Annotated in this window: 14 protein-coding genes and 1 pseudogene; 13 read left to right on the forward strand and 2 right to left on the reverse strand. The window is 70.8% G+C overall.

Features of this window, described 5'->3' with window-relative positions:
• Positions 1–2: 2 nt before the first annotated feature.
• The 3 genes from LQ326_RS36170 to LQ326_RS36180 all read left to right on the forward strand — a co-directional run bounded on the left by LQ326_RS36170 (position 3) and on the right by LQ326_RS36180 (position 4,161).
• Complete coding sequence (locus LQ326_RS36170; RefSeq protein ID WP_234543309.1) at positions 3–1,370, forward strand: nitrate/nitrite transporter; 1,368 nt, start codon at positions 3–5, stop codon at positions 1,368–1,370.
• A gap of 88 nt (positions 1,371–1,458) precedes the next feature.
• Positions 1,459–2,622: a uroporphyrinogen-III synthase gene (locus LQ326_RS36175; protein ID WP_234543310.1), complete on the forward strand. Its 1,164-nt coding sequence runs from the start codon at positions 1,459–1,461 to the stop codon at positions 2,620–2,622.
• Between the two features lie 567 nt (positions 2,623–3,189).
• Positions 3,190–4,161, forward strand: coding sequence for a ferritin family protein (locus LQ326_RS36180; RefSeq protein ID WP_234543311.1), 972 nt, complete (start codon positions 3,190–3,192; stop codon positions 4,159–4,161).
• An 87-nt stretch (positions 4,162–4,248) separates the two neighbouring features.
• Here LQ326_RS36180 and LQ326_RS36185 read toward each other — a convergent pair whose 3' ends face one another.
• Positions 4,249–4,962, reverse strand: coding sequence for a VIT1/CCC1 transporter family protein (locus LQ326_RS36185; RefSeq protein ID WP_234543312.1), 714 nt, complete (start codon positions 4,960–4,962; stop codon positions 4,249–4,251).
• An 846-nt stretch (positions 4,963–5,808) separates the two neighbouring features.
• Between LQ326_RS36185 and LQ326_RS36190 the strand changes: the two genes are divergently transcribed.
• From LQ326_RS36190 to LQ326_RS36215, 6 genes are all read left to right on the forward strand, one after another.
• Positions 5,809–6,405, forward strand: coding sequence for a CGNR zinc finger domain-containing protein (locus LQ326_RS36190; protein WP_234543313.1), 597 nt, complete (start codon positions 5,809–5,811; stop codon positions 6,403–6,405).
• A 353-nt stretch (positions 6,406–6,758) separates the two neighbouring features.
• Positions 6,759–7,280: a sigma-70 family RNA polymerase sigma factor gene (locus LQ326_RS36195; protein WP_010039908.1), complete on the forward strand. Its 522-nt coding sequence runs from the start codon at positions 6,759–6,761 to the stop codon at positions 7,278–7,280.
• Entirely contained in the window at positions 7,280–8,098 is an 819-nt protein-coding gene (locus LQ326_RS36200; RefSeq protein ID WP_369223054.1) for an anti-sigma factor family protein, read from the forward strand. The genes LQ326_RS36195 and LQ326_RS36200 overlap by 1 nt, the downstream gene beginning before the upstream one ends.
• A 60-nt stretch (positions 8,099–8,158) precedes the next feature.
• Entirely contained in the window at positions 8,159–10,582 is a 2,424-nt protein-coding gene (locus tag LQ326_RS36205; RefSeq protein ID WP_372497044.1) for a HelD family protein, read from the forward strand.
• A 359-nt stretch (positions 10,583–10,941) separates the two neighbouring features.
• Positions 10,942–12,345, forward strand: coding sequence for an NAD-dependent malic enzyme (locus LQ326_RS36210; protein WP_234543315.1), 1,404 nt, complete (start codon positions 10,942–10,944; stop codon positions 12,343–12,345).
• A gap of 325 nt (positions 12,346–12,670) precedes the next feature.
• Complete coding sequence (locus tag LQ326_RS36215) at positions 12,671–12,952, forward strand: HU family DNA-binding protein (protein ID WP_089106629.1); 282 nt, start codon at positions 12,671–12,673, stop codon at positions 12,950–12,952.
• Positions 12,953–13,273: 321 nt separating this feature from the next.
• Here the strand turns inward: LQ326_RS36215 and murA are convergent, their stop codons facing one another.
• Entirely contained in the window at positions 13,274–14,614 is a 1,341-nt protein-coding gene (gene murA, locus LQ326_RS36220) for a UDP-N-acetylglucosamine 1-carboxyvinyltransferase (RefSeq protein WP_234543316.1), read from the reverse strand.
• A 307-nt stretch (positions 14,615–14,921) separates the two neighbouring features.
• Here murA and LQ326_RS36225 point away from each other — a divergent pair, with 307 nt between their 5' ends.
• From LQ326_RS36225 to LQ326_RS36240, 4 genes and pseudogenes are all read left to right on the forward strand, one after another.
• Positions 14,922–15,494, forward strand: coding sequence for a YqgE/AlgH family protein (locus LQ326_RS36225; RefSeq protein ID WP_181804675.1), 573 nt, complete (start codon positions 14,922–14,924; stop codon positions 15,492–15,494).
• A gap of 52 nt (positions 15,495–15,546) precedes the next feature.
• On the forward strand, positions 15,547–15,825 hold the full coding sequence (locus LQ326_RS36230) for a DUF3039 domain-containing protein (protein WP_234543317.1): 279 nt from the start codon (positions 15,547–15,549) through the stop codon (positions 15,823–15,825).
• Positions 15,826–16,189: 364 nt separating this feature from the next.
• Positions 16,190–16,788, forward strand: a pseudogene (locus LQ326_RS36235) (ABC transporter permease family protein); the annotation flags it as partial.
• A 1-nt stretch (position 16,789) separates the two neighbouring features.
• On the forward strand, positions 16,790–18,430 hold the full coding sequence (locus tag LQ326_RS36240; protein WP_234543318.1) for a beta-N-acetylhexosaminidase: 1,641 nt from the start codon (positions 16,790–16,792) through the stop codon (positions 18,428–18,430).
• The last annotated feature ends 56 nt before the right edge of the window (positions 18,431–18,486 follow it).

An 18,486-nucleotide genomic window follows, 5' to 3' on the forward strand; every position in this document is an offset into this window, starting at 1 on the left:
TCATGACAGCCCCAGCCCCTACCTCACGCAGTCACTGGATCCAGGAGTGGGATCCGGAGGACGAGACCTTCTGGAAAGAGACCGGGGAGAAGGTCGCGCGACGCAATCTGTACTTCTCCGTGCTCTCCGAGCACATCGGGTTCTCGATCTGGACGCTGTGGTCCGTGCTGGTGCTCTTCATGGGCCCGGAGTACGGGCTGACCCCGGCCGACAAGTTCCTGCTGACGTCGATGGTGACCCTGGTCGGCGCCGTCGTGCGCGTGCCCTACACCTTCGCCGTCGCGATCTTCGGCGGGCGGAACTGGACGATCATCTCGGCCGGCCTCCTCCTCGTCCCGGCCATCGCGGCGTTCGCGGTGATGAAGCCGGGGACCTCGTTCGGCACGTTCCTGTGGATCGGGCTCCTCGCGGGTATCGGCGGCGGCAACTTCGCCTCGTCCATGACCAACATCAACGCCTTCTTCCCGCTGAGGAAGAAGGGGTGGGCCCTCGGGCTGAACGCGGGCGGCGGCAACGTCGGTGTCGCCGCGATCCAGCTCGTGGCCCTCGCGGTCATCGGTGCCGGCGGCGGCCCGCGCGTGCTGCTCGGGATCTACATCCCGCTGATCGTCGTCGCCGCCGTCTGCGCCGCGCTGTTCATGGACAACATCGAGAACGTCAAGAACGACACCGGCGCTGCCAAGGACGCCGCGAAGGACGCCCACACCTGGATCATGTCCTTCCTCTACATCGGGACGTTCGGGTCGTTCATCGGCTACAGCTTCGCCTTCGGGCAGGTGCTCACCAACCAGTTCGGCCGCACGCCGCTGCAGGCGACCTACCTCACCTTCATGGGCCCGCTGCTCGGCTCCCTGATCCGTCCCGTGGGCGGCTGGCTCGCCGACAAGTACGGCGGCTCGGAGATCACTCTGTACAACTACGTCGCGATGGCCGCCGCCACCGCCGTCCTGGTCGTCGCCAGCATGCAGAAGTCGCTGCCGCTGTTCGTCGTCGCGTTCGTGGTGCTGTTCTCGCTCACCGGAATCGGCAACGGCTCGACGTTCAAGATGATCCCCGGCATCTTCCACACCAAGGCCCTCGCCAAGGGGCTGGAGGGCGAGGAGGCCGTCAAGTACGGGCGTCGGCTCTCCGGTGCCTCCATGGGCCTCATCGGCGCGGTCGGCGCGCTCGGCGGCGTCGGTATCAACCTCGCCTTCCGGCAGTCCTTCCTCTCGTACGGCTCCGGCACCGGTGCGTTCGTCGCCTTCCTGGCCTACTACGGCCTCTGCTTCGCCGTCACCTGGGCCGTATACCTTCGCCGGCCGGCCGAGCAGCAGCGGTCCGAGACCGCCACCGAGGCAAAGGTGCAGCTCAGCTATGCCGAGGTGTGACGTAACACTGGTGACATGAACCCGAACCGAGCCTGTCACGCGCCGTTGACAGGCTCGTTCGGCATGCGGGTCAGCTAGGAGAGCAGCCATGGAAGAGGAACAGCAGCAGCGACCGGAGGCCGGTCAGCACGGTCCTCTCGCGGGTTTCACCGTGGGAGTCACGGCCGCGCGTCGCGCCGACGAGCTCGGGGCACTGCTGCAGCGGCGAGGTGCCGCCGTGCTGCACGCCCCCGCCCTGCGCATCGTGCCGCTCGCCGACGACGGCGAACTGCTCGCCGCCACGAAGGAGATCATCGACCAGGCGCCGGACATCGTGGTGGCGACCACCGCGATCGGCTTCCGGGGGTGGGTCGAGGCCGCCGACGGCTGGGGCTTCGGCGAGCAGCTGCTCGGGCGGCTGCGGAACGTGGAACTGCTGGCCCGCGGTCCCAAGGTGAAGGGGGCCATCCGGGCCGCCGGGCTGACCGAGGAGTGGTCGCCGTCCTCCGAGTCCATGGCGGAGGTGCTCGACCGGCTCCTGGAGGAGGGCGTCGACGGCCGCCGGATCGCCGTACAGCTGCACGGGGAGCCGCTGCCGGGGTTCGTGGAGTCGCTGCGGGCGGCGGGCGCGGAGGTGGTGCCGGTGCCGGTGTACCGGTGGATGCCGCCGGAGGACCTCGGGCCGGTGGACCGGCTGCTCGACGCGGTGGTCTCCCGCTCGGTCGACGCGCTCACCTTCACCAGCGCGCCCGCCGCCGCCTCGCTGATCTCCCGCGCCGAGCACCGCGGGCTGCTCGGCGACCTGCTCGCCGCCCTCGGCCACGACGTCGTCCCCGCCTGTGTCGGACCGGTGACGGCCCTGCCGCTCCAGGCCCTCGGCGTCGACACCATCCAGCCGGAACGCTTCCGGCTCGGCCCCCTCGTCCAGCTGCTCTGCCAGGAACTCCCGTCCCGGGCGCGGGCGTTGCCCATCGCCGGCCATCGCGTCGAGATCCGGGGCCACGCGGTCCTCGTCGACGGCGCGCTGAAGCCGGTGCCGCCGGCCGGGATGTCCCTGCTGCGCGCGCTGTCCCGCCGTCCGGGCTGGGTGGTCGCCCGCGCGGAACTGCTGCGCGCGCTGCCGGGTGCCGGGCGCGACGAACACGCCGTGGAGACGGCGATGGCCCGCCTGCGTACGGCCCTGGGCGCGCCGAAGCTGATCCAGACCGTCGTCAAGCGGGGCTACCGCCTGGCACTGGACCCGGCGGCGGACACGAAGTACGCGGACGTGTGAGGCGTCGGCCGGGACTGTCGGCCGGGCCTTGTCACAGGTACGTCACCTGATGGACGTACAGGCACTCATGCCGCGGGACGATCACGCTCGGGAAGGCTCCGCCGGGGACATGCGCGACGTTCCCCCTGGGCCCGGCCTCCTGGCAGGAAGCGCCGTCGAGGGCACCGCGGTCCACCGGACCGCCCGCGGTGAGGCGACCGTGCCGGTCGCGGCCGTCAACGCCGCCGCCCGCGGATCAGCGACCGGACCACTGTCTTCGACAAGCTGATCCGGCTGCCGGCGCTTCGGCTGCTCCTGCCACGCCAGAGCGGGCCTCACCTGCTCGGCCGCAACGGTCCGCTAGCCGCCGGAGCGGGCCTCACCTGCTCGGCCGCAACGACCCCCATCCGCCACGACGGGCGGAGCCGACCGGCCTCTTCACCCACCTGTACCCGTCGGGATGACCGGTCGGGTGAACTGCCGCCGCGGCGATCGGGCGGCCGGCCCATTCCCCCTCGCAGGCCGCCCCCGGGGGTGGTGAGGTCGACTCCGCGGGGGGAGTTCCGCGACCGTCAACAAAGGAAGACCATGAGACGCTTCGCCACCCGGGCCGCTCTGGCGTGCCTGTCCACCGCTGTCGCTGCCGCGGTGCTCACCTGCCCCTCCGCCACCGCGCTGTCCGTACCGGCCGACGGCGTGTCCCGCACCGCCGCCACGGCCGCACTCCACCGCCAGACACTGGCCGACCTCGACACCGCCATGCACGGCGAGGCGTACGCCAGCGTCGCCTACACCTTCTACGCCGCCCAAGCCGACCGCGAGAAACTTCCTGGCGCCGCAGGGCTCTACCGCAAGACGGCATCGGTGGAACTCGACGAGCACTTCCGTGAGGAGGCCGCCCTTGCCGGAGTGGTCGGCAGCGACGCGGCCAACCTGCGCGCCGCCATCGCCGGCGAGACCTATGAGACGACCACCATGTATCCCACCTTCGCCCGGCAGGCCGCGGCCGACGGCGACGCCAACGCCGCCGCGCTGTTCACCGAGATCGGCAAGGACGAGGCACGCCACCTGGCGGCGTTCCGGGCGGCCCTGAAAGTCGTCGAGACCGGCCGCGGCCAGATCCCCGCCCCGCCGTCCGTCGACGCCGTCCAGGTCCCCGCCGGCGGCCGGAAGGTCCACTCCGCCCGCACCCTGGCCAACCTCGACACCGCCATGCACGGCGAAGCCCTCGCCCGCGCCCGCTACACCCTCTACGCCGACCACGCCGCCGCCCACCACCGCCCTGCTCTGGCCCGCCTGTTCCAGGGCATCGCCCAAGTCGAGTTTCACGAGCACTTCGCCGGCGAAGCCGTTCTGTACGGCCTGGTCGGCACCACCCGGGCCAACCTGACCAAGACCATCGCCGGTGAACGCTACGAGGCCGAGGTCATGTACCCCACCTTCGCTCGCCGTGCCGACGCCGTCGGCGACCACCAGGCCGCCCGCCTGTTCCGCGACAACGCCGCCGACGAAGCCGGACACGCCAAGGCCTTCCGGGAGATGCTCGACCACCTCCACTGACACATCCCCACGGACACGCCCCCGCCATCCGTCACGGCTTTGCGGGTCTCCCCGCAGGAGGCCCGCCGTGATCTGCCACCGGCGTGCTCAGACGCCGGACACGTGGGCGAGCTGACCGACGGCCGCCGTGATGGCCATGGCGAGTCCGCCGCCGATGACCACGCGCAGCGCCGGACGAAGGACGGCGGTTCCGGCGGCGCGGGCGGCGAGCACCCCTGCCAGGGCAAGGCCGCAGAGGGTGACCGCTACGATCAGCCACAGGCGTGCGGTGGTGGTACCGGCGAGAAGGCCGAGGAAGGGCACGAGCCCGCCGCCGAGGAAACTGGCGGCCGACGCGAGGGAGGCCTGGAGGGGGTTGGCCGCGGTGTGCTCGCTGTGGCCCAGCTCGTCGCGCAGATGAGCCTTGAGCGGGTCGGCCTCGTGCAGCGCCTCGGCGACCTGCCGGGCGAGCTCCCGCGGCACTCCCCGGCTCTCGTAGATGCCGGTGAGCTCGGTGAGCTCGGCCTCGGGGAATTCGGCGAGCTCGCGGGCCTCCTTCGCGAGGTCGGCGCTCTCGACGTCGACCTGGGAGCTGACGGAGACGTACTCGCCGGCGGCCATCGCCATCGCACCGGCGGACAGCCCCGCCAGACCGCCCGTGACGACAGTGGAGGTGCCCGCTCCGCTCGTGGCCAGGCCCACCATCAGGCTGGCGATGGAGACCAGGCCGTCGTTGGCGCCGAGCACGGCGGCCCGCAGCCACCCGGCCCGGCCGGCGGCGTGGCTTTCCCGGTGGGGGTTGAGCATGTCGAAGAAGGTCATCGGTTTCGCGTTTCTATCGGTCGGTCAAGATCAGTGGAGGCAGGAAGTCGGCCGGTTGCCTGGTCGGAACGTTTCTCCTTCAGGGACAAGGCCCGGCCCCTCGTCGGGGACTGTCCGGGCGGCCTCCTCGCCGTGCTCCGGCGACGGCGATTCGCCGCGCCCGACCGCTGCCGCACGTGACGACAGGCCTCCGCGCCGTCCTGCTGCCGCATGTGGCGACAGGCCTGCGCGCCGTCCGTGTCCGGCAGGCCGGGGCCGGGCACGACCGCCGCGGACGCTGGTTCGGCCGGCGTGGCACCCCTGCACCCCGCACAAGGCAGTCAGCGATCACAGAACCCGCCGCACCTCGGTATACGTCGCCGTCCTCATCCGATCCCGCTCCCGTGCCAGGCCGCTTCCAGCCGATTCGGTGGTCACGACCATCGTGCTCACGTGCGGGGGCCGATCGCTTGGGCCGAGTGGCCCCGACTCCGCCTGAACCGGCGACCGAGGACACGGGCCGGGGCCGCCGGTGTCCGAGCGCGTCTGCGACACGAAGCCGCTCTGCTCAGGGGGGCGTGCAAGGAGAGCAGGGGACCCCTCGGACCAGCGCTACGGCAGCCGGGATTCCGCGAAGCGCTCGAAGACGTGGAGTACGTGCGGTTCGGCGAGGCGTTCCGCGTCGACGCCAGGCCTGGGGAGGGGGGCGAGGTCTTCTCCCTCGCCGGGGGACGAGCGGACCGGCTGAGCGTCGTACGACGTTCTGGCACGGGAACCCGCGGAACACCGGCACGAGGACTTCCGGCCGCGCGCCGCACCGGGCACTGTGAACAGAACGGTTCCCCTGTCCTAGGCGGTGACAGGCACATGGCACTGGGTACGGCCGCGGCCCCGTACGAGCCGCGCTTCGACGCCGGGCGGGTCTGCCTGGATCTGCTCGCGACCACGCATCCCGGCGAACGGCTCGACGGGCTCGCGGCGTTGCGGGCCTGGATCACCGGCTCCGGACTCGTCCCGCCGGGCACCCCGCTGGCCGGCGCCGACGCCGGCTGGCTGGCCGGGTTCCGTGAACTGCGCGGACACCTGGCGCAGTTGGTACGGGGCCGGAACACGCCGGGGACCGGGCCGTACGACCGCGCGCTCGCCCGCGTCAACGACCTCGCCCGCGCCGCCGCGCCCCCCGCCCCGCGCGCCGTGCCCGGTGACGACGGTTTCCTGGTGCGGGAGTTGGCCGGTCCACCGGAGTGCGCCGCGCTGCTCGCCGCCGTCGCCCGGGACGCCGTGGAACTGCTCACCGATCCCGTCGCGCGGGCGGCGATCAGGGAGTGCGAGGGCGACAACTGCCGCCTCCTGTACCTGGACACCTCCCGGGGCCGCAGGCGCCGCTGGTGCTCCAGCGAGGTCTGCGGGAACCGTGAGCGGGTGGCCCGGCACCGGCGCCGCGCCGCGCTCGCCCGCGCGTGACCGCCGTCACACCGCATCCAACTCGCGTCCCATTCACGGCTTCTGCCGGACCTTCACCGGGGCTCCGTGAAGGTGATTTCGGCAACACTCCGTTTGGTGGCGGGTGAGCACGGGCAACTCGGTTGCCTCCGACGTTGTGTCGGAAATGTAAAGATCACGCGGTGGGAATGTGCGGGCATGTCCCGCTCGTCATGTCACCTCGCGGAAAAATGTGAGGCCTTGTTGAACACCCCGCGAGCCACTTCCGTACCGGTGGGGGAGCGACCGACTGGGGGAACCCCCGGACACCGGAGGTGGGCGTGCGCAAGGATGCGGCCGTGGCCAATGAACGTGGATCGAGGGCCCGACATCGCATGTCCCAGCCCTCGGAGCCTGATGAGGAGCTGATGCGTGCTCTCTACCGTGAGCATGCCGGACCTCTCCTTGCGTATGTCCTTCGGCTGGTCGCCGGTGATCGGCAACGCGCCGAGGACGTCGTGCAAGAGACACTCATCCGTGCCTGGAAGAACGCCGGACAGCTCAATCGAGCTACCGGATCGGTACGCCCCTGGCTGGTGACGGTCGCTCGCCGCATCGTCATCGACGGTCACCGCAGCCGGCAGGCCCGGCCGCAGGAGGTCGATCCGTCGCCGCTGGAGGTCATCCCCGCGGAGGACGAGATCGACAAGGCGCTGTGGCTGATGACGCTGTCTGACGCGCTCGACGACCTGACCCCGGCCCACCGGGAGGTGCTCGTCGAGACGTACTTCAAGGGGCGTACCGTCAACGAGGCGGCCGAAACGCTGGGTATACCCAGCGGCACCGTCCGTTCGCGAGTGTTCTATGCCCTCAGGTCGATGAAGCTGGCACTGGAGGAGCGGGGGGTGACGGCGTGATGAGTGTGTACGGGGGGCACGGCGGATTCGGCACAGGTGGTTCGGGTATGTCTGGGGCCATGCAGGAATCTCCGGTGCCCAATGAGCACGAGACTGTCGGCGCGTATGCGCTCGGGATTCTCGACGACGCCGAGGCAACCGCTTTCGAGGCTCATCTGGCCGGGTGCGAATGGTGCGCCCAGCAGCTCGACGAGCTGGCCGGAATGGAACCCATGCTCGCGGCCCTGGCGGATCTGCCGGGCTCCGGAAGTACCCCGTCCATCGGCGAGTCGCTGTCCGCCAGGCCCAGCCCGCGGATGGTCGAGAAGCTCGTCGTCGAGGTGTCCGAGAAGCGGAAGGTCCGCAGCCGGCGCAACATCTTCGCGCTGGCGGCCTCCGTCGTGCTGATCGCCGGCGGCTCGGCGGCCGGTGTGGCGCTGGGCGGCGGCTCGGACAGCGGCACGAACATGGCAGCGGCCCCGGCCCAGGCGGCCTTCCAGACCATGACCGACAAGAAGTCGGCCACGGACCCGACGACCCATGTCACCGCGACCGTCGCCGTCGAGAAGAAGGACTGGGGCACCCACGCGGTCCTCCAGCTCAAGAACGTCGATGGCCCGGAGAAGTGCTCGCTCATCGCCGTCGGCAAGAACGGCGAGCGCGAGACGGTGTCCTCGTGGTCCGTCCCGAACTGGGGCTATGGCCTCCCCGACGCCAAGACGGAGAAGGCCAAGCAGCCGCTCTACGTCAACGGCGGCGCGGCTTTCACCCCCAACGAGATCGACCACTTCGAGGTCATGACATTCAGCGGCAAGAAGCTCGTATCGGTCAGCGCGTAGCTTCCACGTGCCCCCTTCGCGTACGGTTGACGGCTGCCCAGCACGTCAGAAGGGGGCCCGGTGGCCGCTCAGGCTCAGCAATCCGCGGTCGGCTCGCACGGCTCCGAACGGGATGCCGCACAGGACTCGGTCCAGGATTCCGTTCGGGACCGTGAGATCAGCGTCGAACAGGAACACCTCGACCGGGTGTACCGCCGCCTCGAGGAGAAGATCCACGAGGCGGAGTTCCTGATGAACGACGCGGCCAAGCGCGGTCAGGTAGGCACGCCCGGCGCCCTCGCCGAGCGGGACGCGCAGGTCTTCCGGGCGGGCATCCACCTGAACCGGCTCAACAACGAGTTCGAGGACTTCCTCTTCGGCCGTATCGACCTGCTCCAGGGCAAGGACGGCAAGAAGGGGCCCGACGGCGCCTACACCGCCGTGGAACCCGCCGAGGGCGCGGTGCGCGCCGACCGCACCGCCGACATCGCCGAGACCCTGCACATCGGCCGCATCGGCGTCCTCGACCAGGACTACTCGCCGCTGGTCATCGACTGGCGCGCCCCCGCCGCCGCGCCCTTCTACAGGTCCACTCCGGTGGACCCCGGGCGTGTCGTACGACGCCGGGTGATCCGCTCCAAGGGCCGCCGGGTCCTCGGTGTCGAGGACGACCTGATGCGCCCCGAGCTGACCGCCTTCCTGGACGGCGACACACTGCCCGTCATCGGCGACGGCGCACTGATGGCCGCCCTCGGCCAGGCCCGCAGCCACACCATGCGGGACATCGTCGCCTCCATCCAGGCCGAGCAGGACCTGGTCATCCGCGCCCCCGCCGCCTCCGTGACCTACGTCGAGGGCGGCCCGGGAACCGGCAAGACGGCCGTCGCCCTGCACCGCGCCGCCTACCTGCTCTACCAGGACCGGCGCCGGTACGCGGGCGGCATCCTGATCGTCTCCCCGACCCCGCTGCTGGTCGCGTACACCGAGGGCGTGCTGCCGTCCCTCGGCGAGGAGGGCCAGGTCGCCATCCGCGCCATCGGCTCCCTGGTCGAAGGCGCCGAGGCCACCCTGTACGACACGCCGGCCACCGCCCGCGCCAAGGGCTCCTCCCGCATGCTGAGGGTGCTGCGCAAGGCCGCCCGCGGAGCCCTGGAGCTGAACGGTTCACCGACCCGGCTCAGGGTCGTCGCCTTCAACCGCCGCCTCGAGCTGGAGGCCGAGGAACTCGACCGCATCAGGCACAACGCGCTGGGCGGCACGGCCCCGGTCAACCTGCTCCGCCCCCGCGCCCGCAAGCTGCTCCTGGACGCCCTGTGGGCCCGCTCCGGCGCGGCCGGCCGGCACACCGACCCGGAGCTCGCCGCCGAACTGCGCTCCTCCTTCGACGAGGACATCGTCACCGAGGACTCCTTCATCGAGTTCCTCGACGCCTGGTGGCCCGAGCTGACCCCGCAGGGCGTCCTCACCGCCATGGCCGACGAGAGACGCCTCGGCCGCTGGGCCCGCCGCATCCTCAACCCCGGCGAGGTCCGCCGGGTGGCCCGCTCCCTGAAGCGGGACGGCCACACCGTGCACGACATCGCCATGCTCGACGAGCTCCAGGCCGTCCTCGGCACCCCCGCCCGCCCCCGCAAGAAGCGCGAGGCCAATCCGCTGGACCAGCTCACCGGCCTGGAGGAGCTGATGCCGGTGCGCGAGGAGACGCAGCGCGAGCGCGCCGAACGGCTCGCCCAGGAGCGGGTGGAGTACGCCCACGTCATCGTCGACGAGGCGCAGGACCTCACCCCGATGCAGTGGCGGATGGTCGGCCGCCGCGGCCGGCACGCCACCTGGACGGTCGTCGGCGACCCCGCCCAGTCCTCCTGGTCCGACCCGGACGAGGCGGCCGAGGCCCGCGACGAGGCCCTGGGCAGCCGCCCGCGCCGCCGCTTCGAGCTCACGGTGAACTACCGCAACCCCGCCGAGATCGCCGAGCTGGCCGCGAAGGTCCTGGCCCTCGCCATGCCCGGGTCCAAGTCCCCCTCGGCCGTCCGCTCCACCGGCGTGCAGCCGCGTTTCGTGACAGCGGACAGGTCGGTGACAGCCGACGGTTTCGCGGCAACGGACAGTTTTGTGATCACGGACAGTTTCGTGACCACGGAGGGCGGGCGCGGCACCGCGGTGCGCGACCCGCTCGGAAAGACCGTACGAACCGAGGCCGAGCGGTTGCTGGAGCTGGTCGACGGCACGGTCGGTGTGGTCGTCGCCATGGACCGGCGCGCCGAGGCCGCCCGCTGGCTCGCCGGGCTCGGCGACCGGGTGGTGGCGCTCGGCAGCCTGGAGGCCAAGGGCCTGGAGTACGACGCCACGGTCGTCGTCTCGCCCGCGGAGATCGCCGACGAGTCCCCGGCCGGACTGCGCGTGCTGTACGTGGCCCTCACCCGGGCGACGCAACAGCTGACGGTGGTCTCGGGAGAGCGGGACGTACCGGACGACGCGGGGGTCCCGGACCTGCTCAGGGACTGACGGAGGGATCCTGACAGGTCCGCGGCCAGACCCGTTCGGCTGGTTCGCCGGGAGTTTTCCTGTGAAGTCCCCGGACGGGAATGGCCAAGCGGGATCCGTTTGTTAGCCTTGTCGTGACACCGGCCCGATCCAAGCCCCCGGGCCCAACCTTCGTCGCTGCGAGCGACCACTTGCCGCGAGGCGAGCATGGCGGGTCGGTGTCATGAACGTCGAAGAGGCCCACGTCACCCGGTGACGTGGGCCTCTTTTTCGCGCGAACATTACGCACGAAACCCTGCCCGGCTAACGCCTACCGGGGGGTAGGTGCGACGATCGGACGGCACTACCCGCGACACGGTGAACAACGAAGGAAGTCGGCCATGGCAACGGCGCCCAGCGTCTCGTACTCGATGACCATCCGGCTGGAGGTGCCCGCGAGCGGAACCGCCGTCTCGCAGCTCACCACCGCCGTGGAGTCCTCCGGGGGCTCGGTCACCGGCCTCGACGTCACCGCGTCCGGCCACGAGAAGCTCCGTATCGACGTCACCATCGCGGCCAGCTCCACCGCCCACGCCGACCAGATCGTCCAGCAGCTGCGCGGCATCGAGGGCGTCGTCCTCGGCAAGGTCTCGGACCGTACGTTCCTCATGCACCTCGGCGGCAAGATCGAGATGCAGTCCAAGCACCCCATCCGCAACCGTGACGACCTCTCCATGATCTACACCCCGGGCGTCGCCCGCGTGTGCATGGCGATCGCGGAGAACCCCGAGGACGCGCGCCGCCTCACCATCAAGCGCAACTCCGTTGCGGTCGTGACGGACGGCTCCGCGGTCCTGGGCCTCGGCAACATCGGGCCGAAGGCCGCCCTGCCGGTCATGGAGGGCAAGGCGGCCCTCTTCAAGCGGTTCGCCGGCATCGACGCCTGGCCGCTGTGCCTGGACACCCAGGACACCGACGCGATCGTCGAGATCGTCAAGGCGATCGCCCCCGGGTTCGCCGGCATCAACCTCGAGGACATCTCCGCCCCCCGCTGCTTCGAGATCGAGGCGCGGCTGCGTGAGGCCCTCGACATCCCCGTCTTCCACGACGACCAGCACGGCACCGCGATCGTCGTCCTCGCCGCCCTGACGAACGCACTTCGCTGCACCGGCAAGGCGATTGAGAACATCCGGGTCGTCATGTCCGGCGCCGGCGCGGCCGGTACGGCCATCCTCAAGCTGCTGATCGCGGCCGGCCTGAAGAACGCCGTCGTCGCCGACATCCGCGGTGTCGTGCACTCCGCCCGCGAGGACCTGGTGGGCGCCCCCGCCGACTCGCCGCTGTGCTGGATCGCCGACAACACCAACCCCGAGAACCTGACCGGCACCCTCAAGGAGGCCGTGCGCGGCGCCGACGTCTTCATCGGCGTCTCCGCCCCGAACGTCCTCGACGGCGAGGACGTGGCCGCCATGGCCGAGGGCGCGATCGTGTTCGCACTCGCGAATCCTGACCCGGAGGTGGACCCCGCGATCGCCCGCCAGACGGCCGCCGTGGTGGCCACCGGCCGCTCCGACTTCCCGAACCAGATCAACAACGTACTGGTGTTCCCGGGTGTCTTCCGCGGCCTCCTGGACGCCCAGTCCCGTACGGTGAACACCGACATGATGCTCGCGGCCGCGAAGGCTCTCGCCGACGTGGTCACGGAGGACGAGCTGAACCCGAACTACATCATCCCGAGCGTCTTCAACGAGAAGGTCGCGGGAGCGGTGGCGGGCGCGGTGCGGGAAGCGGCGAAGGGCGCCTGACGGCTGTCAGGGGCGCGGGGCCGTGCCGACCGGCGGCTGCCGCCGCGTGGGTGCGACCGGCCCCCGACCGGCCGACGGCCGAAAGCGTGACGCCCGCGCATGATGCGGGGGCCCGGGGGCAGCAGCCTTCAGGGAAACGTTTGTGAAACTTGCCACGCCATGTAACCGGCGCGTCGTGAAACCCCCCCTTCGGCCCAGCCGTAGGGTATGGGCGGCACCTGGATTGGCGTTCCCGCCGCAGGTGGGGGCAGGATGCGTCCCGGCCCAACATGCGGCTCCGCCGCGTGGCACGCCTCAATGGCAAGAAGAACACGGGAGTAACAACATGAACCGCAGTGAGCTGGTGGCCGCGCTGGCCGACCGTGCCGAGGTGACTCGCAAGGACGCCGACGCCGTGCTGGCCGCTTTCGCCGACGTCGTCGGCGACATCGTCTCCAAGGGCGACGAGAAGGTGACCATCCCCGGCTTCCTGACCTTCGAGCGCACCCACCGTGCCGCTCGTACCGCGCGCAACCCCCAGACCGGCGAGCCGATCAACATTCCGGCCGGGTACAGCGTGAAGGTCTCCGCGGGCTCGAAGCTGAAGGAATCCGCGAAGGGCAAGTGAGCCGAGGCGCTCCGCTTGAGCGCCGTGGGTGGCCGGGGGCCCGCCGTGGCTGGTCGCGCCCACGTGGCGCCGGCCGCGGAGCCGGTTCCGGCCCCGCCCCCTGACGGGGCGCTTTGAACAACGACGATGGGGCGGCCCCTCCACCAGGGGCCGCCCCATCGTCGTACCGGCTCTCGCGGACGTCAGCCGAGTGCCGTGCCCGGCGGTTCCGTCTTGGCGCCGGGTTCCACGAGCTTCTCCATGCTGTGCCGGTCCGGGGGTGCGGGGGTGCCCCCCGGACCCCCGGCCGGGGGGTGTTGGTCCGGGCCGGCGTGGGGGCTGTCAGCCGAGTGCCTTGCCCGGCAGTTCCACCTTGGCGCCGAGTTCCACGAGCTTCTCCATGAAGTTCTCGTAGCCGCGGTTGATGAGGTCGATGCCGTGGACCCGGGAGGTGCCCTGGGCCGCGAGCGCGGCGATCAGATACGAGAAGCCGCCGCGCAGGTCGGGGATGACGAGATCGGCGCCCTGGAGCTTCGTCGGCCCGGAGACGACCGCGGAGTGCAGGAAGTTCCGCTGGCCGAAGCGGCAGGCCGAGCCGCCCAGGCACTCGCGGTAGAGCTGGATGTGAGCGCCCATCTGGTTCAGCGCCGAGGTGAAGCCGAGACGGGACTCGTAGACCGTCTCGTGGACGATCGAGAGGCCCGTCGCCTGGGTCAGGGCGACGACGAGCGGCTGCTGCCAGTCGGTCTGGAAGCCCGGGTGCACGTCCGTCTCCAGCGCGATGGACTTCAGCTGGCCGCCGGGGTGCCAGAAGCGGATGCCCTCGTCGGCGATCTCGAAGGCACCGCCCACCTTCCGGTAGGTGTTCAGGAACGTCATCATCGAGCGCTGCTGGGCACCGCGGACGTAGATGTCGCCCTCGGTCGCCAGCGCCGCCGACGCCCAGGACGCCGCCTCCAGCCGGTCCGCCAGGGCGCGGTGGGTGTAGCCGCCGAGCTTGTCCACGCCGGTGATGCGGATCGTGCGGTCGGTGTCCATCGCGATGATCGCGCCCATTTTCTGCAGAACGCAGATCAGGTCCTCGATCTCCGGCTCGACGGCCGCGTTGGACAACTCCGTGACACCCTCGGCGAGTACGGCCGTCAGCAGCACCTGCTCGGTCGCGCCGACCGACGGGTACGGCAGCCGGATCTTCGTGCCGCGCAGCCCCTTCGGTGCCTCCAGGTACTGGCCGTCCGCGCGTTTCTCGATGGTCGCGCCGAACTGCCGCAGCACGTCGAAGTGGAAGTCGATCGGCCGGCCGCCGATGTCGCAGCCGCCCAGGCCCGGGATGAACGCGTGTCCGAGGCGGTGCAGCAGCGGGCCGCAGAAGAGGATGGGGATCCGGCTGGAACCCGCGTGGGCATCGATGTCAGCGACGTTCGCGCTCTCCACGTACGTCGGATCGAGCACCAGCTCGCCGGGCTCCTCGCCCGGACGTACCGTCACCCCGTGCAGCTGCAGCAGACCGCGCACCACCCGCACGTCACGGATGTCCGGAACGTTGCGCAGCCGACTGGGTGCACTGCCCAGGAGGGCGGCCACCATGGCCTTCGGCACGAGGTTCTTCGCACCGCGGACACGGATCTCGCCCACCAGCGGGGTGCCGCCGTGGACAAGCAGGACATCGTCGTTGACGGTCATGAATCTCGCGTTCCATGGAGTTGGGCAGGGCCGGAGAGACAGAGTAATCGCCCATCGGCCCCCTCCCGTAGGCCCAAGGACCACCCAGCAACGTCATAGCTGTGTCACAACACGAACGGTGCCTGAGCGGACACCTGGGGTCACCGTCGGTCGCCGCGCGCCCCGGGACGCCTCCTTCCGCCCTCCCGTCTCCCGCCACCACCCTCGGACCAGGCCTTACCGGGCCGCCCTCCAATTCGTGGCCGCATTCACTCCCGGGCCCGGATTGGCTCCCCATGCGACGGGAAGATGCGGGATCATGTCTGGCATGACCGAGGTGTCCTCGCTCACAGGGCGGCTGCTCGTGGCCACGCCCGCCCTGGCGGACCCGAACTTCGACCGCGCGGTGGTGCTCCTTCTCGACCACGACGAGGAGGGCTCCCTCGGTGTCGTCCTCAACCGGCCCACCCCGGTGGACGTCGGCGACATCCTGGAGGGCTGGGCCTCACTCGCCGGCGAGCCGGGGGTCGTCTTCCAGGGCGGACCGGTGTCCCTGGACTCCGCGCTCGGCGTCGCGGTCATCCCCGGCGGGGGGAACGGCGACCGCGCCCCGCTCGGCTGGCGCCGGGTGCACGGCGCGATCGGCCTGGTCGACCTGGAGGCCCCGCCGGAGCTGCTCGCCTCGGCCCTCGGTTCGCTCCGGATCTTCGCCGGTTACGCCGGATGGGGCCCCGGCCAGCTGGAGGACGAACTGTCCGAGGGCGCCTGGTACGTCGTCGAGTCCGAACCCGGCGACGTCTCCTCCCCGGCCCCCGAAAGACTCTGGCGCGAGGTGCTGCGCCGCCAGCGCAACGAACTGGCGATGGTGGCCACCTACCCGGACGACCCCTCGCTCAACTGACGGCGGCACTTCTCTCGGCCGTTGCCGGGGCGCTTCAGTACCCTTGGCGTTTATGAGCACTCTTGAGCCCGAGCGCGGGACTGGTACGGGGACCCTCGTAGAGCCGACACCGCAGGTGTCCCACGGTGACGGCGACCACGAGCGCTTCGCCCATTACGTCCAGAAGGACAAGATCATGGCGAGCGCCCTCGACGGCACTCCCGTCGTGGCGCTGTGCGGCAAGGTGTGGGTGCCCGGCCGCGACCCGAAGAAGTACCCCGTGTGCCCCATGTGCAAGGAGATCTACGAGTCCATCGGCAGCGGCGGCGACGGCGAGGGCGACGACAAGTAGGGCTCCGCTCCCCGGCTGGGCTTCCTGAGGTCCCGGGTGCGCTTCGGCGTGCTCCGGGGCCTTTGTCGTACCCGCGTGTTCGTCCGGAGTTCACCCCCCGCTTGCAGAGTGGTACAGACCTCTTGTCGGTGTGCCCGTGTTGTCCGTACTCTCCATGGTGTTGTGCAGAGCGAAATACGCGTTGCGCATGTTGCAACGCGCGCAGTTCTCTCCCCTGGCTGAGCGTGCTCCCGGAGGGTCACTCCATGAAGCTCCCCGCGTCCTCGCCCGGCCGCCGTCGCCCTGGTCTGCCCGTGGCCGTCGCGCCGGCGAGGGCGGGGGAGGAGCTGTGACCGTCGTGAATCTTGTGCGCGGGTTCGGGCGGCGGCCGTGGCTCCTCCCGCCCTCTCCGGACTCCTTCTGGCGGGTGTCCGGGCAGCGGGAATTCGACCGTCACTTCGTCAACAGGCTGGTCGTCCCGGGCGGTGTGGTCCTCGTCCCGGCGCGGTTCGCCTTTCTCGCCGCCACCGCCGCGACCGCCGTCACCCGATTCCGGTTCCGTTTCCGGAGCACCTTGTCGATCATGTTTCCGGTGGCCCGGCCTGCGCCCGTGTTCTGCCGGCTGCGGGACTTCGCTCCGCCGAACACGCCGGACTCCCTGATCCTGCCCCACATCGCCGAATCGCCGCCGTTCGCGAGCCGGATGCTTCGAGGGTTCGGGAAAGGGGTGCCGGAGGCGCTGGAGAGGCCGCGTACATCGACGGGGCGAGCCGGTCCCCTTTCCCGGCAGATCCTTTTCCCGCTCGCCGGAGACACTTCGCAGTCCACGCTGCCGACGGCACTGATGGTGTTCTCCAAACCGGACGGCCCGGACCGGGGCGAGGCATGGCGGCGTCCACGGTGATGGCGATTCCGGTACCGGTGTTCTTCGTACTCGTACAGCGACGTCCGGTCCCGGGACCGGACGGAGGGGGCAAGGACTGACATGACCGAACTGATTCCGAGGCCTCGCGACGTCGTCGCCGATTCCGGCGAAGTGCGGCTGACGGCGCACTCACGGCTCTACGCGGGCTCGGCGACGGAGGGCGTCGGGCACTGGCTGCGCACGGTCCTCCGGGAGGCCACCGGCCTGCCGCTGCGCGAGGGGCGGGAACCCGACGACACCGACGGCGACGGCATCGGGCTCCGGCTCGGCCCCGGGCTCGGCCCCGAGGAGTACCGCCTCGTGAGCGACCGCAGCGGCGTCCTCATCGAGGGCGGCAGCGCGGCCGGGGTGTTCTGGGGTGCGCAGACACTGCGGCAACTCCTCGGCCCCGACGCGTACCGCAGGGCTCCGGTCAACCGCGGCCGTACCTGGGCCGTGCCGCACGTGACGATCGAGGACTCCCCCCGATTCCCCTGGCGCGGCCTCATGCTCGACGTGGCCCGGCACTTCATGCCGAAGGAAGGCGTCCTGCGCTACCTCGATCTCATGGCGGCGCACAAACTCAACGTCTTCCACTTCCACCTGACGGACGACCAGGGCTGGCGCGTCCGGATCGAGCGCTACCCCCGGCTCACCGAGGTCGGCTCCTGGCGGACCCGCACGAAATTCGGCCACCGGGCCTCACCGCTGTGGGAGGAGAAGCCGCACGGTGGCTTCTACACCCAGGACGACATCCGGGAGATCGTCGCCTACGCGGCCGAGCGGCATATCACGGTCGTCCCCGAAATCGACGTGCCAGGACACTCACAGGCCGCCATCGCCGCGTATCCGGAACTCGGCAACACCGACGTCATCACCGCATCCGTCACAGGGGGCACCGCCCTCTCGGTCTGGGACTCCTGGGGGATCTCTCCGAACGTACTCGCCCCCACTGACAACACCCTGCGCTTCTACGAGGGGGTGTTCGAGGAAGTGCTCGGTCTCTTCCCGTCGGAGTTCATTCACGTCGGCGGCGACGAATGCCTGAAGGACCAGTGGCGGGTCTCGCCCGCCGCACAGGCACGTATCAAGGAACTCGGGCTCGCCGACGAGGACGCGTTGCAGTCCTGGTTCATCGGGCACTTCGCGAAGTGGCTTTCCGCGCGCGGGCGTCGGCTCATCGGATGGGACGAGATTCTGGAGGGCGGGATCGCCGAGGGCGCGGCCGTCTCGTCGTGGCGCGGCTACGGCGGCGGGATCGCGGCCGCCCGGGCCGGGCACGACGTCGTCATGTGCCCCGAGCAGCACGTGTACCTGGACCACCGGCAGGCCGACGGCGCCGACGAACCGGTGCCGATCGGGTACGTCCGCACCCTGGAGGACGTGTACCGGTTCGAGCCCGTTCCGCCGGGGCTGGACGTATCCGCGGCGCGGCGGATCCTGGGCACCCAGGCCAACATCTGGACCGAGGTGATGGAGGACCAGGCGCGCGTGGACTACCAGGCCTTTCCCCGGCTCGCCGCCTTCGCCGAGGTCGCCTGGAGCGCCCTTCCGGCCCCGGCCGACCGGGACTTCGCCGACTTCGGGCGCCGCATGAGCGCGCACTACCGGCGGCTGGACGCCCTGGGGGTCGCCTACCGCCCGCCGTCCGGCCCCCTGCCCTGGCAGCGGCGCCCCGGCGTCCCCGGCCGCCCCCTCGACGGCCCGCCCCCGAACCGCTAGCCCCCCTCGGGTCCCGCCCGGGTGTTCTCCTCGCTCCGAACGCGTAATGGAAAAAG

Origin of the sequence: Streptomyces shenzhenensis, assembly GCF_021462265.1 — a bacterium.
In the GTDB taxonomy this organism is placed as follows: domain Bacteria; phylum Actinomycetota; class Actinomycetes; order Streptomycetales; family Streptomycetaceae; genus Streptomyces; species Streptomyces shenzhenensis.

Bases quoted from the DNA above. Each gene is read 5' to 3' on its own strand.
- LQ326_RS36170 (WP_234543309.1), top strand. From the start codon at position 3: ATGACAGCCCCAGCCCCTACCTCACGCAGTCACTGGATCCAGGAGTGG.
- LQ326_RS36175 (WP_234543310.1), top strand. From the start codon at position 1,459: ATGGAAGAGGAACAGCAGCAGCGACCGGAGGCCGGTCAGCACGGTCCT.
- LQ326_RS36180 (WP_234543311.1), top strand. From the start codon at position 3,190: ATGAGACGCTTCGCCACCCGGGCCGCTCTGGCGTGCCTGTCCACCGCT.
- LQ326_RS36185 (WP_234543312.1), bottom strand. From the start codon at position 4,962: ATGACCTTCTTCGACATGCTCAACCCCCACCGGGAAAGCCACGCCGCC.
- LQ326_RS36190 (WP_234543313.1), top strand. From the start codon at position 5,809: ATGGCACTGGGTACGGCCGCGGCCCCGTACGAGCCGCGCTTCGACGCC.
- LQ326_RS36195 (WP_010039908.1), top strand. From the start codon at position 6,759: ATGTCCCAGCCCTCGGAGCCTGATGAGGAGCTGATGCGTGCTCTCTAC.
- LQ326_RS36200 (WP_369223054.1), top strand. From the start codon at position 7,280: ATGAGTGTGTACGGGGGGCACGGCGGATTCGGCACAGGTGGTTCGGGT.
- LQ326_RS36210 (WP_234543315.1), top strand. From the start codon at position 10,942: ATGGCAACGGCGCCCAGCGTCTCGTACTCGATGACCATCCGGCTGGAG.
- LQ326_RS36215 (WP_089106629.1), top strand. From the start codon at position 12,671: ATGAACCGCAGTGAGCTGGTGGCCGCGCTGGCCGACCGTGCCGAGGTG.
- murA (WP_234543316.1), bottom strand. From the start codon at position 14,614: ATGACCGTCAACGACGATGTCCTGCTTGTCCACGGCGGCACCCCGCTG.
- LQ326_RS36225 (WP_181804675.1), top strand. From the start codon at position 14,922: ATGACCGAGGTGTCCTCGCTCACAGGGCGGCTGCTCGTGGCCACGCCC.
- LQ326_RS36230 (WP_234543317.1), top strand. From the start codon at position 15,547: ATGAGCACTCTTGAGCCCGAGCGCGGGACTGGTACGGGGACCCTCGTA.
- LQ326_RS36240 (WP_234543318.1), top strand. From the start codon at position 16,790: ATGACCGAACTGATTCCGAGGCCTCGCGACGTCGTCGCCGATTCCGGC.